Here is a 14,029-nt window from a genome sequence, read left to right as displayed (position 1 = left end):
AGGATTTCAAAAATGGGGACTACGGTGCGTGGACTCTTGCAGCAAGGGAACACGAAACTCGGGACTGCGATCCACGTCTGGTCCATTCCCGCGGTGACAACATGCCCAGGCAGGACTTCAATCTGCGAGGGATGCTGTTACGCCACACGTCATCGCTTCCGGTTCGATTCAGTCAAAGAACGGCTGGACTGGAACTTGGAGCAAACGAAACGTGACGATTTCTGCGACCGCATGGTCAAGGAGGTTCGCCGCAAAGGAGTTTTGGTCCTTCGGGTCCATACTTCTGGCGATTTCATGGACAGGGTTTACGCCGAAAGGTGGCTCTGGATCATGAAGAAGGTTTCCCGGCCCCGGTACTACTGGTACACGAGGTCATGGAGAATCCCGGAGATTGCGGAGGTGTTGGAGAAAATGGCCGCACTGAAGCAAGTCCGAGGATGGTACAGCACTGACTCCGAGACAGGAACGCCCGAGCGTATCCCCAAACGGATCAAGGTTGCCTACCTCCAAGTCGATGAAGACACGCCGCCGAAACCTGCCGACCTTGTGTTCCGCGTCCGAAGGTTGCGAAAGCTCCCTCGTCCACGGATCGGGTTAACCGTTCTGCCGTTGTGTCCGAACGAAGTGAATAGCGAAGTGTCCTGCGGCTCCTGCCAACGGTGTTTCGCGTGAAATGAGACCCCGGTGAATTGCTCGCTATGAGCCTTCATTGGGGTCTTTGATTGTGATCGTCTCGTCTGAAATGCCAGATTGCGCCGCACCGCCATTTGCAGGGGCTTGCCCGGGAGTTTTGCAAAGCAGACTCAGCACTCCTTCTTCAATAATTCCTTGCATCGAAAGCTTAGGATCTGCTTCCAATAACTTTGTCACGTCGTCTGCGACACCGTCCTCTATCCGCAAAATTGAAACTGAATATACGTGATTTTTATCTGGGACGGCTGCGAGTGCCATCCTTGCCGGACAGTCGGCGGTAGTACATTCCAGTTTCTTGACTCGATCAACATCCTCAAGCAGCGTCGTATACACACACGGCAGAGGCGAGCAAGGGTTGACTTTGTAGTGAAACCGCTTGGCGGGCTGAATGTTGTGAAGCGGGTCAAGCAATACCAAATTAAAAACTCGGTTTTCGTCCCAAAAGCCAACAACTCTTCCTAATGCCTGAGATACTTGAAATTGAACTATGGGGTATTCTTCTGGGTTGTCCAAATAATCCTTGGGAAGCCAATTCAGTTCGGCCCGTTGAAGAGGGATGTTTTTCTGAGTCCAAGAAATGTCATGGTATCGCCACCTGGCTTTCTTCGGACCATCAGAGAAAAAATCGTCAATCTCCTCCCCGCTAAGCTCTGAAAGTTTCTCCATCAAGGACACGAACCATTTGGAATCTGTTTTGTCGAGACCAAAGAATTCAACTTGCTTCCAGAACCTAAAAGAGAACGTCCATTTGGTAGCGAGGGGAACTTCGCCAACGACAGGCGTGTTGCCACGAGGCGGCGTCGGTGCTTCAAGAACAGGCCTGAATTTTGCCACGTCATCCACCTCCTGTTGGGTCAGTCTCCTTCCCCTAGGCGCGCCCCATAGTAGTTGGACATTGCCGCCTCATCAATTTCAACCTCGCAACGCTGACTTGGGGCGTAGCCTTTTCGGGCGAGCTGCCACGGCTCTTCGCGGTGGGTCATCTCTTCAAGTTGCGAGCCGCTGTACTGCACATATGCTTCAAGAACAGCGTCAATGTGTGCCCGCGCGGCCAAAGGAACGGAGTCTGGGTCAAACCCAGGCGTGACATTGCTTGGCCATACCTGAGAGTACAGCGATTTCGTGTTTGCGAACCTGTCGTAAAGCTCTCTGCTCACCGGCCCGTGAATCCATGCTTGGAATCTTCCGTCGAACAGCGGTTCGCCTGCGGTGGCCAAATGCCAAGCCTGAGAATAATAAACGAGCTTCTGAAGTTTCAGCAGATTCAGGTCGCCGCCACCTTCTGTTACCTTCAAGATGATGTAATCGGTAACGTCTTGCAGAGTCATTTCACGCCCTCCCGCTCGCGGCACTCCGGCCATCAAAACCTTGAATTTCCCATGCAGCTTCGGGAACAGCAACGTCAGTAGCTGGAATCTTTTGTCATTTTAGAAGGTTCGGCCAAGTTTTGCAGCGTCAGAATCGATCAGAACAGCGTCGGCTGGGCAACTTGCTCCCTGAGCCTTGCCCGGATCACCGAAAGTTCAGCCTTCTCCGCTGCCGAATGCCCTTTCTGCTCTGCGGTACGTTCGAGCAGTTCCTGAACGCCTGCCCGCCGTGCGGCGTCCTCGGTGTCGTAGGGATGGGCTGACCAAACGCTTGGGGCATAACCGAATCCCGTGGTTGAAGTTTCCAGCCCGCTGCAGAAGACGTAGCAATGCTCACGAACGCGGCAGACGCCCACCTCGGCCACCGCCCTCCCTGACATGGCCACCACCTCACGCGGACAGGGAGAGAAGATGCCGTGGTCGTTGACGTGGCACTCCGGCTGCCAGACCATGAGGGCGGCCTTCAGGGCGTCCGGGTTACGCCAGAAGTCGGGGTCGGCATCGCGGATAGCTTGGATGCGGTCGGGGATGTCCACAGTCAGGCGACGAAGCCGCGAATGTTCGCGTAGCTGCCGAACAAGCACGGGTCTGACAGGCCATACGGATTGATCTCGATCATCACCGGCCCATCGGGAGTGTGGCCGATGTCGAAGACGTAGTCGCTCGGCGGGTAATGCTCGTTGATCGTTGCGAGGTATCCCTCGGCCTGACCCTGCACTGCGGCGACCACTTCCGGCGTATGCTCCACCTTGGACGCGCTCAGGTAGTCGTACCGGCTGATGCCCTGAATCTGGCGCTCCTTCACGAAGACGCGGTACTCCTCGCCGAACTCCACCCACTTGCGGAAGCAAAGCACGATCCGGTCGCGGTGGTGGCGTTGCAGGCAGATGTCGTCGAACACCCTCTCGCTGCCGAAGAACGCGTTGGGCAGTTGGTCGAGGTTCTCGGCGGTGTACTTTCCGATGTCCGAGTCTTTCGGGCTGCGACTGTCGAGCTTGAAGAACACGCCATCAGGAAATTCGGCCAATGCCCTCCGCCCGCATTCGACCTGCCTTGTGCAGGCCTCACCGTCATTCTTCCCGTCGAAGACTGGCAACCACTTCTCCTTCACCTCTTGCATGGGGATGGCGAAGAACATGGTGGGGATCGTTATGGCCATGATGGCTGGGTGAAGTCCGGAAAGCAGAGCGGATTCCTGGGCCTTCCACTTCGCTGTCGTCCACTGTTTGACTTCCTCGTCAGTCGGGGCCTGAATGGGCGGGAGGGTAAAGGTCATACGCGCTTCCTTCCCATTGCTCCGGTCAGTCCGAGTGCGGCCTGCCGGACATCTTCTTCAGAGAGCGAGAAGCCATCTTCGGGCAGTTGGGCGATGACGGTTCGCTTGAAGTCGTTCGCACATTTCCGGGCAAGTGACTCGTCTCCGTCGAAGACATCCTGCAAAACGGCTAGGGCCAAGTTCATCGACCCCGCTCCCGATGTTCCCCATGCGAACGCCTGCCCCTCTCTGGGAGTGAGCGGATACCCCCCATTTTCAAAGGACTGGTCGAGGACATCCACCTCGAAGCCATCAGGGGTTCTGGTTCCAACAAAATGCTTCATGGCCGAAGGAAAACATGAGCCGGGCCTTCGGTCAACAAATGGATTGCGCCACCGTCCCATTCGCGCTACCGTCCGCGGATGCAAGCCCCTCCGAACATCAAGGCGATCCACGAACGTTTCCTGGCAGTCCTTCCAAAAATCGAGGAAGTCGGACATCACCACTTCCGCTACTGGGGCAAGGAGAAGTGCGCCGAGGCCGTTCAGGAGATGACCGCCCAAGCATGGAAGTCGTACCTCTCCGCAGACCTACAGGGGAAAGAACCCGACAGCTTCATCTGCGTCCTCGCCAAGCGGTGCTGCCAGCACGTCAAGGCCGGAAGACGGGCCGCCGGCGGCTTCATGTCCACCGATGTCTCTGACCGGACGAACCAACTCCGGGCTGGCTTCAAGGTCGCCCAGGAGCCGGAAGACGGGTTAAGCCCGATGGACACCGTGGTAGACAATAGGCACTCTTCGCCAGCGGATTGTGCGGCGTTCAAAACCGACATGCGAACGTGGCTCGAACGCATGACTCCCAAGAAGAGGGCAATCGTAACGGACATGATGACTGGAGAGGACACGTCCACGCTTGCGGAGAAGCACGCCGTTTCAAGAGGGCGAATTTCTCAGATTCGGCGGGAGTGCAAAGAGGAATTGGAACCGGGTGGACGGTCATAGCAGTTCGAGTCGTTGAAGCACTTTGCCTCGTTACATTCCCGCCATCATTTGGCACACATTCTGCACCATTTTTGACCCAGTCTCCGGACAGCTACCGGACACGAGACACCCTGAAAGACGGGTCGGACGGCCATCGCAATTGCGGGAGCCTTTTGACCCCAGTCTCGCGGGCGTCGCGGCTCGTCCTCGAAAGGGGGCGGGCCGTTTTTGTTTGATGGGCAGCGGGTTGCTCAAATGAGTTGCGCGAGACGAGGAAATGGGGCAGGATGACGGCGGTTGCGGCGGCGTGGAAAGCAGACACGCTAGCACGTCCTTTACGGGTGCGACTGAGGAGACTAAACAAAGATCGGCGTACCGATCTCGCCCGCCTCCCGAGGGCAGCCGGGGCAGCGTCCGGCCCGCAACCAACCAAGTCCAGATTCGGACGATTGCGTTCAATCAGTGCAAATCTGGACTGGCACTCAAGACCCGCAAGGGCCACGGGGAGTTGATCGCCCCGTGCAGCAAAAAAACAGCCGAGGAGCGATCCCCGGCCCTTCCTATTTGACACTTCCCCCCAAACGCGCTACTCCGGTCTGGCCCGTTCATTGCTTCCGCTGGGTTTCAATGAACGGGTTTAACCCAGACACAGGAGGCCACATGGCAAAGAAACGCACCGCTGACGAAGCACATCAGACTGAACCCGCCGAACAACACACAGAAGCTCGCACCGAAACCACACCCGCCGAGAACCCCGCCCCGACCATCATCGAGTCCATCGCCGCCGCAACTGCTGAACGCACCGATGAGCGATCCCACGCCGAGACTCACAAGAAGCCCGGCCGAGGCTGGACGGAACGCTACGTTGAACCAGTCCGCTACCGCATGTTCACCGCCAAAGACGGTACGGGCAAAGAGCAGATCATGTTCAAGTTCAACCTGCCCGCCGGTCAGACCAAGCCGGACGATGCCGTGGTGCAGGTGATGCGTGACCACAAGAAGACGGAAGAAGGCTACAGCACCGGCCTCCGCTTCGAGCAGGATGCCGTGCAAGGCCCGGTGTGGAAGCTCCCCTCGACCCCCGCAGGCCGCTCGGCCGCGATGGCCATCGACGAAGCGTTGAACGAAGTGGCTCATAAGATGGAAGCCGCCGCACGCACGCCCGGCTGATGACCTGCCTGATCCGTCCCCACGACTGGGTCGATTCCGTGGACACGCTCACCCACAAGCGGCGGGGAAGAACCTGCCAGCGATGCAGGAAGAAGCAGCGGTTCGCGGTGGAACTCAGCCGCGGGGTCGGGAAGGGTGTGGTGGAGTGAGGGTGCCAGCCTGCCCCAGAAAGGCGTCAGGCTGGCCCAGAAGGAAAAGCACATCGTCGGGCGTTTGTCGAGCGGAAGCCTACCCGCCGATGATCTTGTCCACAATCTGGTTGTAGAACCTCGCCTGCACGGGGGCGGCGCGGGCGGCACTTTCTTCCAGCACCACACGGAAGTACGCCCGCATTCGCTCAATGGCGATGTGTCTGTCATGCACAATCATGATCGCTCCATCTTCCATCGTGACAAACGTGAACATTTTACGGATCGGCAGCCCACAGTCTCCGCGTGTCCCGATCAGCATCACTTCCGTGCCGAATGCGCTCATCGGAAAATCGTCCCATTCCAGCGATTGAAATCGGCTCTGGGAGGTGGAGTCCGAGTTGGAGTCGCCCGCTTCCGCGAGGCGCCGCTTGTAAGCCGTCACGAATTCATCGAAAGTTTCCGGGCAATACCACGCCCTAGGCACGTCCTGGATGTAGTACCGCTTCATGAAGTTACGGCTGGAGTCGCTCGTTGGCAGGATGAAGCACGTCTGAAGCCCGCGGTCAGCGGCTCCCATCAATGCACTGACGCAATCCGCGTATTTCCTGCCTTTGGACAGCAGTCTGGGCCGGGTGGACTGCCGCGTGGTGATGAGGTAGTCCCCGTCCTTCAGGGTGTTCAAAATTTTGGTGATCGCCGTCGGAACGCACGGAGCTTGTACGACCGGTCCAAGAGCCTCGACGACCGCCCCAAAGTCGTGTGGCGGTGACGCGGGCGTGTGCGTCCGAGAATCGAACCAGCCGGACACGGAGAACTTCTTCTGCTCGCCGCCATCCGCGACGATGAGGTAAGACGTCTGCGTCGTCCCCTCGTACAAGTCCACCGCTTCGAGGCCTAACTCGGAACAGAATGCCTTGATGCGGTCTTTCGGCCAGCGGTTTTCCTTTACCCACCAATTCAGATTGGACTGCGTAGCGCCGATGGCCTCCGCGACGGCCTTCTGTGTAGTGCCACGCTCCTTTAGGCGAGCCTTGATGAAGTCGGCGAACTTCGGACACTCGTCTGACATGACTGGTCTCCAATGAAGAATAGGGAATGAGCCAGCACAACGTGCATGGCAGATCACGCCAAAAAATCCGTCGGAGTTCAGGCCAATACTCTGTGACGTCACCTGGAAGGAAAAAGAAAAATGGATTCTGGCGGGACTCTCAGACAATAACGACCCGCTTGTCGCTTCTCAACAGAAAACTCTGCAAATTCAACAAGTCACATTCAACAAGCGTCTTCAAATCAACTGGCTCAACCAAGCGGTGCAATTGGATTCAACACGCGTTCGCGGCGCGACCTGGTTGATTGCTGACAATCACTGACGAGTTTTGAAACTCTCTGAAACTTCTCGGGGTCAGAACCCTCGTCGCCCCATTTCACCCTCGTTTTCTAGGAGACATTTTGTGACCGAGCCAGAGTTCATGGCGGTCATGGTCTACCTCTGTTTTGCTCTGGAAACAGACGGACGTGACCGCACGACGCGAGAGTACGCCGAATACCGAGACAACGTCCTGCGTCCCGACATTCGACGCCGGGGCATCCAGGTCCCGCTGCTGGGCTACAAATCCGGCACGAAGACGGTCATCTACGACGGGGTGACCCGACTGGAGTGTGCAAGGCTCGAAAATCTCGAAACCGTGCCCGTGCTCGTTTACCCGGAACCGCCCTCCGAAAAGGAGAAGCGGAAGGGCATGTGGTTGTCGAACGAGATGCGCCGCGACTTCACCCCTCGTGAAAGGGCAAAGTTTTACTTCGACACGCTCAGGGCCGAGAACTGGACCCAAGCTCAACTGTGCTTCGAGTACGGCATTAAGGCCCCGCGCGTGAGCAAGGCTTTGAAGTGGCTGGAAAATCTAATTGTGGAATTGCACGCCAAGGTTGGCGAGGGCGATGGGATGATCCCAGAACGGGCAGCTTACACGCTGGCCGACCTGTCGTCCGACGCGCAGCGAGAGACCGCCAAGCGGATCGTGGCTGGTTTGCTAACAGTGGAGGCTCTCGAAGCCGAGGTCGCTCGTGAGAAGGCCCGGAGCGCAAAAGCGAAACCCAAGCCGAAAAAACTGAAAGATGGACCGCTCAGTTTGGTGTTCCCCGGCGACTGGGCCACCGAGAAGATCGTGGAGGCGTTGACCGCCATCATCCGCAAGGTTCGCCGTGGTGGCGAAGCCGCTTGATCTAAGCCCGTTTTGATTTTCCGCACGGTCACTGGCCGCCCCGAAGGGCGGCTGTGCTTCAGGTACGTACCGAGGGTCGTTCGATGACAACCGATTCAACACCGGCCCTCGTTCGTGAGGGTTTCAATGAAACTCAATCCGACCAGAATGATTTGGCGTTCGCTCATCTTTTGCCTGACTTGGGAAGGCATGCGGTTCTCGCGGCTCTGTCTCGTGGTGGCCGCCGTCTCGTGGATGTTCAGCGCCGCTTTGCTTGCGGTGTACCTGGCCATCATCGAGCCAACGTCGATGGTCTTCACGGGAATGATCGCCTTGGCCTTGGCGAAGAAGCGGCGCTACATCGCGGCGTCGTGGACGCACGGGACGGCGGCGTTCATCACGCCATCGGAAGCTATTCAAGCGGACCTGTGCAGCGGGAAGCCAGGATTGCTCATTGGCAAGATTCCTGCCCCGCCGATCCGGCAGGCCTGGAGGGAACTGTTACGGCTGCGGACAAGGTCGGACGTGGCGGTGACGCAGTTCTTCGCGGCTCTGTCGCGGAAGGATTTGTGGGTGACTCTTCCACATTCAATCCACAGTCTGATTGTGTCTCGCACTGGTGGCGGCAAGGGCGTGTCGTTCCTTTTGCCGTTCTTGATGCGAAATCCCGACTCTGCCATTGTCTTCGATCCCAAGGGGGAGGCGGCAACTCTGACCGCTGCCATTCGGCGAAAGATGGGGCATCGAGTGGTATTGCTCGACCCGTTTCACGTTGTCACGGACACGCCGGACGTGCTGAATCCGCTGGATGGAATCAGCGGAGCTTCGCCGCATCTTTTGGACTTGGCTCGTTCTTTGGCAGAAGCCATCGTGGTTCGAGAGAAGGGGGAGAAAGAGCCGCACTTCAACGACTCGGCCGTGATGTGGCTTACGGCCATTATTGCGCTGACGCTTATGGCCGGGAACGGCGTGCCGAGGGATTTGAACACGGTTGCCACGACGCTGGCGCGGCCCGAGGAACTGGCTGCCGCAATCTCAGCAATGGCGGGCAACCGCGACTTGTGTGCGGGGATGCTGGGCAGGATCGTATCGCAGTTGCAACACTTCGTGGACCGGGAAAAGGGCAGCACTCTTACGACGGTGGCCAGGCATCTTACTTGGCTCAATTCGCCTGCCGTCGCGGCCTCGGTCAGTGCGAGTTCGTTTTCTCCGCGCGATTTAAGGTCACAGCCGGTGACCGTTTATTGCATCCTGCCCGCACACTTGATCGACTCTCACCGGAATTTGGTCAGAGTCTGGCTCACCACAATGATCAATGCGGTCATCGAGCAAGGGGTTGGCGAGAAGCGATTGGTCCATGTGATTTGCGACGAAATGGGTGCGGTGGGGCACTTGCGGGCCTTGGAAACGGCGCTGAATTTGGGGCGCGGTTTTTCGCTCCGGGTCCAGATGTACATGCAGGGACTTGCCCAACTCGAACATTGTTTTCCCGAGCAATCGCAGACGATTTTGGGGAACGTCACGCAGGTCTTCTTCGGCGTGAACGACTTCCAGACGGCCGAGTATATCAGCAAGCGGCTGGGGGAGTTCACGACCGTCTACCGCACGAGTTCGACGGGCGGCAACAAGGGCCGCAGCCTCGACAATCACGGCCACGACTCGATGTCTTCCGGCTCGAACACCGGGATCAACGAGAACCGGCACGCGAGGGCTTTGCTCCAGCCCGGCGAGGTGCTGAACCTCGGGGATCAAATCGCCCTGATCTTCAGCCCCGGCCTGCCTCCGCTACTAACCCGTCTTGCCCGTTGCTACCAACGCGGCTTTCGTTCGGCTCCACACCTCGGCCAGAGGCGACGCCGCTTCCTTGCCCTTCACTGTCTGTTGATCGCCCTCTTCAGTGTGGCAGTGCCGTGCCTGATGTTGGCCCCCACGCTCACGAAGTCGCCGGTCAAGCCTGTCGAACAGAATGCCCCGGCCAAATCGGTCGAGCAGAAGTCAGCCAAATCAACCGGCGCTACGAAGCGCCGTTAATCCATATCCGAAATTGCCCATTCTTTACAGGAGGGTCAGGTGTCGGAAGAAAAGGTGCCGCTGGGCGCGATCATTGGTAGCGGGGCCAGCATGCTGTACGCCTTTCCGCAACGGAATATGGCCCAGCCCGTCTCGCTCGGCGCCGAGTTTATGGCGGTGTTCCGCGGCGGGAAAGAGGATTTGTGGAATGCCGCCATACCGGCGTTTCCGGACTCCCTGCATGCAGTGCGGGAACAGGGTTCGCCAGGGTCTCCCACGGCTTCTCTTACCACAGACGCGCTCACCGGGAGACAGGGGGGCATTCACTCGGCAACGACCGTCATGAGCGCCCCTCGGCAGTCGGCGCTCGGGTTTGACATCCAGCCCGAGCAACAGATTGACAACCAGCAACAGCAGGAACGCGGCCTCGGCCGCTGACTTACAGCCCCGCTCATGCGGGCGGGGCTTGTTTCCGGAAACATCATGCAGAGCAAAACCATGAGCATCATGAAGTCCCTGTTCAACTTGTTAAGCTCCAAAATTTCGTTCACTCGCTACGCCGTCGCCCCCGGCAATCTGGACGAGTTCCTGACTGAGGTTCCGAAAGCCCGCGACTATGCGTCCATGGTCGCGCTAATGGGCAAGGGCGGGGTGTCGGCCGCCGACATCGCTGAATTCGCCCGACAGCACCGAGATTTTGAACGCAGCCACCCCCGCACCGTCATCGTCTACCGCGTCGATGGCGAATGATTCCCCCTTCGGAGTTTTCGACGTGCGAAAGCTTATTCCGATTCTCAGCGCCTTGTATGTCATTTGCCCAATTGATTTTATCCCGGACGTGATTCCCGTCTTCGGGTGGGTCGACGATGTGGTGGCGATCATCATCGGGGTCAAAGCCCTGATGAAGAAGCACTCCACCCCCTGACGTGACGACGGGCCGGGCTTCCTTGTGCCGGCTCCTTCTTGCCAACTATTTCCTTCACAGAGCATGACTATGTCTTCCCCCTCCGCCTCTCGTGCCTTCTTCCGCAATATCGAACAAGTCGCCCGCGGTTGCGACTGGCCTATCGACGCGCGGGAGCATAACCGCGTCGGCTTTTATTTCAATGGTGGCGCGCTTGTTCACAGGCGCACCGTGTGGGTTTTCGAGGACGACCTGCTGGACAGCATTGTCACCTTCTGCGCGTGCCGTCTCGACCCGGATGACATGCCGGACGGGTTGTACCGCTTCCTGCTGGAGCGGAACGAAGAACTCGATTTCGGGTCGTGGCAATGCGGCCTGTTCAAAGGCCAGATGACGTTCTCCATCACCACCTTCCTTCAGATTGAAGGCCTCCGCCCCGCCCGGTTCAAAGCGGTGTGCGGGAAGCTGGTGAATGAGGCGGCCGCCTTGGACGCGGTGTTCCACAAGCGGGGCTTGTTTCGCACTTAACTGGAGTTCGCATGTTCGCAATGGTTTCAGTCAACACGTTCTCCCTGCTGATCCTCCTCGCCGCCACGGTGGCGGCGGGGTTGGTCGGCTTGCGGGCCGGGAGGGCGAAGCGATGAGCGAGGACTCAATCCACACGCTGGCCGCGCAGGCGGCCGGTGACGTGCTGGCGGGGTTGCTCGGCGTCATCCCGCCGGAATGGACGGTGACGGTCTCGTACCTCGTGTACGCGGCCGTCCGGAAAGCACTGGCATCGGAGACATCCCCATGCCCAGCACAAGTCTGATTCATGACAGTGCGTTCCGGCTGGCCAACCGGCTCATGCAACTGGTCCCGCCGCAGATGACGGAATCCGCCCGCAAGGACGTGTGGCGGCAACTTCAGGAAATCATCAAGGAAGAATTGTTGAGACACGAAGAAGTCGCGAATCGAATGGCAGACAGGCTATACGGCCCGCTGGCCGGGAGGACGACGTGAAGCTCACGCCCGAGACCCGGAAGCGGCTGATGGCGGCGTTCCGGGCATTCTGCGAGAAGCGGGACAAGGCGGTCAGCCCGCCCCCGCCGCCGCCAAAGAAACCCGATGACAAAGGATGATTGCCCGCGCACGGACGCGCCTTCGTTGAGGATGCAACCATGAGTGAGGAGAACGACGGCGCCAGGAAGGTGTGCTGCTACAAGGAGGCGATGTTGCTCACGGGACTGAAGAAGACCAAACTCTACGCCTTGTTCAGGCGGGGAGTGATCCGGGGCTACCGCGACGGGAAGATGATCCGGTTCTACGTCGCGTCGCTCACGAAGTACATGCGGGACAGGGAGAACAGCCCGCCGCCTGTCGGGAAGAAGCCCCGGATCATCCCGCGGGTGTTCACCCCTAAATTTCTGTAGCCTGCTGGCTCTTGTTGAGGAGGTCACGCAGGCGGTTCGTCTTGGCGGCGACGTGCGAGTAGTTACGGTGGATGACGCCGGGGGTGTTGCCAAGGATCGCCGCCACGTCCGAGTCGGAGTGCCCCTGTTCGAGCAACGTCGTCGCCCGCGTGTGCCGGCACGAGTAGGCGGTGAACCGTCCCTCCAGCCCCGCCCGCTTCGCGTAGTGCATGATCAGCGTCGCCAGCCGCACGTCCGTCCACGGCAGGCCGGTGGGCGAGCGGAACAACTCCCCCTCCGGCCGCTTGCGGGCCAGGCCCAGACAAATTTCCTTGGCCGCGTCGGTCAGCGGGACGACCAGCGGCCTTCCCGTCTTGGCGAATGTCTTGTGGACGGCGCTCCCCGCGGGCGTGTTCCAGTCGGCGAACAACAGCGAGTTGCCCCCGTCGGCGAGGTTGGCGGCGGTGGCCCGGCAGATGTTCACCGGCCGGGTTCCGGTCTGCCACGCGACGACCAGCACGTTCCGGACCTCCTCCGACTTGACGAGCGACATCAGCCGCTGGAACTCGGCCTCGGTGACGACCACGTCCGACGACCGCTTCCGCATGGTGGGGAGTTCCATGCCGTCGAGGGGGTTCTTGGGGATGATCGCCCCGCCCTTGCCGGGCAGGGCGGCCCAGCGCATGGCGGCCTTGAAGGCGCTGCCGGAGAGGTTCCGGGAGGACGCGCCCCATTGAGGGTGGGACTTCTTCCACCACTCCTGGATGTGGGCGGGGCGAAGGTCTTTGACGAGCAGGCGGGGGTGCCGCTTCAGGAAGGAGGCGAAGAAGCCCTGGTAGTTCTTGAACGTCTTCGGGGACACCTCCCGCCGCTCCATGTCCTGGAGGTACAGGTCGAGGATCATCCGCACCTCGTTGTTGTCGCCGACGCTCGGGATGTCACGGGCCGCCATCAGGCGGTAGAACGCCTGCTCGGCGGCGGCCCCGTTGTCCTTTCCGCGGATGTAATTGCCGTGCTGGTCGGTCAGGGTGTGCCGGATGCCGTCGATGCGGACCTGCCACAAGTCACGGTCCTGGCGGTGCCACGGCTTGCCCCACTCCCCGCGTTTTTTCTTGGCCACAACCTCGCTCCTTGGTGTCGGGAACTAACTCTTTCCATAATAGTTCCCAATTGGTTCCCGGCGCAAGGTCAGAAGTGCTAAAATGGCCTGAAAATAAGGGTTATTCTGAAATGTTTGAGTATGGAGGTCATAGGTTCAAATCCTATCGCCGCAACTTCAGACCCCGGAAAAACAAGGCTTTTCAAGAGCCCTAGGTTTCCGGGGTCTCTTTTTTTCGTCCTTTCCGAATACATAAGTACCACTTATGTGCCATCTATAATTAACATTCATTTAATCATCACTACAATCGCACCTCTGTTTTGGATTGATCGACATTTAGGCAAATGGTTGATTGATGTCTCAAAAGCCTCCGGAAGAGTTGTTGATGGCGGTCAAATCGCCAAATTGTAGTTCTGGAAAAAAAGAAATTGAAGGCATTTGGCAGAGGTAGAGTGGCAGGCAGCTTATTGGGCTAATTCCCCAAAATTGCGGATACGAATCTCGCCCGCACATTTTCACATCATTTGTCACCCGTCCCGCCAGGCTTCTACATCTCGCTCTCGCCGCTCCATGCAGCGGGCAGAATCCGATGAACATGCGTGAACTGTCTACAGGCTAATCATCCCCACTGACCTGTCTTCAACTTCGGCTGTCGGAGCCCATCGCGGGGGGGGGTATGCAGTTGAATGACGCCCCCTCGCGATGGATGCGGAGGCGGGAGGAGATTCGGAGCATAGGGGTTAGATGGACTTTCATCGGTGACGGATACAATTCTTGGATATAAGGTATCAGCGTTGAAAAAATCTACCGACAAACGGGTTGGATGAT

Annotated in this window: 20 protein-coding genes; 13 read left to right on the top strand and 7 right to left on the bottom strand. The window is 58.6% G+C overall.

The genetic code is table 11. The annotated features are described in order from the left end of the window. Positions 1 to 12 precede the first annotated feature (12 nt). Positions 13 to 672 (top strand): GP88 family protein, encoded by a 660-nt coding sequence (locus tag BGIM_RS67930; protein WP_020474168.1) that lies wholly within the window; start codon positions 13 to 15, stop codon positions 670 to 672. Between the two features lie 24 nt (positions 673 to 696). Here the strand turns inward: BGIM_RS67930 and BGIM_RS0134200 are convergent, their stop codons facing one another. The 5 genes from BGIM_RS0134200 to BGIM_RS0134180 all read right to left on the bottom strand — a co-directional run bounded on the left by BGIM_RS0134200 (position 697) and on the right by BGIM_RS0134180 (position 3,659). Then, entirely contained in the window at positions 697 to 1,527 is an 831-nt protein-coding gene (locus tag BGIM_RS0134200) for a hypothetical protein (protein ID WP_157369643.1), read from the bottom strand. Positions 1,528 to 1,547: 20 nt separating this feature from the next. Continuing rightward, positions 1,548 to 2,021: a Panacea domain-containing protein gene (locus BGIM_RS53850; protein WP_020474166.1), complete on the bottom strand. Its 474-nt coding sequence runs from the start codon at positions 2,019 to 2,021 to the stop codon at positions 1,548 to 1,550. A 137-nt stretch (positions 2,022 to 2,158) separates the two neighbouring features. Further along, the gene (locus tag BGIM_RS0134190) at positions 2,159 to 2,596 is read right to left on the bottom strand and encodes a hypothetical protein (RefSeq protein ID WP_020474165.1); all 438 of its coding nucleotides are present in this window, start codon (positions 2,594 to 2,596) and stop codon (positions 2,159 to 2,161) included. Positions 2,597 to 2,598: 2 nt separating this feature from the next. Continuing rightward, positions 2,599 to 3,336 (bottom strand): ATP-grasp domain-containing protein, encoded by a 738-nt coding sequence (locus BGIM_RS0134185; protein WP_020474164.1) that lies wholly within the window; start codon positions 3,334 to 3,336, stop codon positions 2,599 to 2,601. Next, entirely contained in the window at positions 3,333 to 3,659 is a 327-nt protein-coding gene (locus tag BGIM_RS0134180; RefSeq protein WP_020474163.1) for a DUF6166 domain-containing protein, read from the bottom strand. Before BGIM_RS0134180 ends, BGIM_RS0134185 begins: the two co-directional genes overlap by 4 nt. A 78-nt stretch (positions 3,660 to 3,737) precedes the next feature. On the opposite strand from BGIM_RS0134180, the gene BGIM_RS0134175 reads away from it, so the two are divergent. After that, entirely contained in the window at positions 3,738 to 4,316 is a 579-nt protein-coding gene (locus tag BGIM_RS0134175) for a sigma-70 family RNA polymerase sigma factor (protein WP_020474162.1), read from the top strand. A 639-nt stretch (positions 4,317 to 4,955) separates the two neighbouring features. After that, a complete protein-coding gene (locus BGIM_RS0134170; protein ID WP_020474160.1) occupies positions 4,956 to 5,465 on the top strand; it encodes a hypothetical protein in 510 nt (169 codons plus the stop codon). 228 nt (positions 5,466 to 5,693) lie between these two features. Here the strand turns inward: BGIM_RS0134170 and BGIM_RS0134165 are convergent, their stop codons facing one another. After that, positions 5,694 to 6,665 (bottom strand): helix-turn-helix domain-containing protein, encoded by a 972-nt coding sequence (locus BGIM_RS0134165; RefSeq protein ID WP_020474158.1) that lies wholly within the window; start codon positions 6,663 to 6,665, stop codon positions 5,694 to 5,696. 382 nt (positions 6,666 to 7,047) lie between these two features. On the opposite strand from BGIM_RS0134165, the gene BGIM_RS0134160 reads away from it, so the two are divergent. The 10 genes from BGIM_RS0134160 to BGIM_RS0134110 all read left to right on the top strand — a co-directional run bounded on the left by BGIM_RS0134160 (position 7,048) and on the right by BGIM_RS0134110 (position 12,123). Then, the gene (locus tag BGIM_RS0134160) at positions 7,048 to 7,818 is read left to right on the top strand and encodes a ParB/RepB/Spo0J family partition protein (RefSeq protein WP_020474157.1); all 771 of its coding nucleotides are present in this window, start codon (positions 7,048 to 7,050) and stop codon (positions 7,816 to 7,818) included. 126 nt (positions 7,819 to 7,944) lie between these two features. Next, positions 7,945 to 9,828: a type IV secretory system conjugative DNA transfer family protein gene (locus BGIM_RS0134155; protein ID WP_020474156.1), complete on the top strand. Its 1,884-nt coding sequence runs from the start codon at positions 7,945 to 7,947 to the stop codon at positions 9,826 to 9,828. 39 nt (positions 9,829 to 9,867) lie between these two features. Beyond that, positions 9,868 to 10,245 carry a hypothetical protein gene (locus BGIM_RS0134150; protein WP_020474155.1) on the top strand — a complete coding sequence of 126 codons (378 nt, stop codon included), beginning with the start codon at positions 9,868 to 9,870 and terminating at the stop codon, positions 10,243 to 10,245. Between the two features lie 45 nt (positions 10,246 to 10,290). Beyond that, positions 10,291 to 10,557 carry a hypothetical protein gene (locus tag BGIM_RS0134145; RefSeq protein WP_020474154.1) on the top strand — a complete coding sequence of 89 codons (267 nt, stop codon included), beginning with the start codon at positions 10,291 to 10,293 and terminating at the stop codon, positions 10,555 to 10,557. Between the two features lie 22 nt (positions 10,558 to 10,579). Then, entirely contained in the window at positions 10,580 to 10,732 is a 153-nt protein-coding gene (locus tag BGIM_RS60635; protein ID WP_020474153.1) for a YkvA family protein, read from the top strand. A 69-nt stretch (positions 10,733 to 10,801) separates the two neighbouring features. Further along, complete coding sequence (locus BGIM_RS0134135; RefSeq protein ID WP_020474152.1) at positions 10,802 to 11,239, top strand: type III secretion system chaperone family protein; 438 nt, start codon at positions 10,802 to 10,804, stop codon at positions 11,237 to 11,239. A 112-nt stretch (positions 11,240 to 11,351) separates the two neighbouring features. Further along, complete coding sequence (locus tag BGIM_RS63740; protein ID WP_020474150.1) at positions 11,352 to 11,522, top strand: hypothetical protein; 171 nt, start codon at positions 11,352 to 11,354, stop codon at positions 11,520 to 11,522. Continuing rightward, positions 11,504 to 11,713, top strand: a complete 210-nt coding sequence (locus BGIM_RS63735; RefSeq protein ID WP_020474149.1) for a hypothetical protein — start codon at positions 11,504 to 11,506, stop codon at positions 11,711 to 11,713. The genes BGIM_RS63740 and BGIM_RS63735 overlap by 19 nt, the downstream gene beginning before the upstream one ends. Then, a complete protein-coding gene (locus BGIM_RS67925) occupies positions 11,710 to 11,832 on the top strand; it encodes a hypothetical protein (protein WP_020474148.1) in 123 nt (40 codons plus the stop codon). The genes BGIM_RS63735 and BGIM_RS67925 overlap by 4 nt, the downstream gene beginning before the upstream one ends. A 39-nt stretch (positions 11,833 to 11,871) precedes the next feature. Further along, entirely contained in the window at positions 11,872 to 12,123 is a 252-nt protein-coding gene (locus BGIM_RS0134110) for a helix-turn-helix domain-containing protein (RefSeq protein ID WP_029631166.1), read from the top strand. Here BGIM_RS0134110 and BGIM_RS0134105 read toward each other — a convergent pair. Beyond that, a complete protein-coding gene (locus BGIM_RS0134105; protein WP_020474146.1) occupies positions 12,110 to 13,222 on the bottom strand; it encodes a tyrosine-type recombinase/integrase in 1,113 nt (370 codons plus the stop codon). The genes BGIM_RS0134110 and BGIM_RS0134105 overlap by 14 nt on opposite strands. Between the last annotated feature and the right edge of the window lie 807 nt (positions 13,223 to 14,029).

The organism is Zavarzinella formosa DSM 19928, from assembly GCF_000255705.1.
Taxonomy (GTDB): Bacteria; Planctomycetota; Planctomycetia; order Gemmatales; family Gemmataceae; genus Zavarzinella; species Zavarzinella formosa.
Note: the sequence above shows the minus strand (reverse complement) of the source record. Positions and strands in the feature narration are given on the sequence as shown.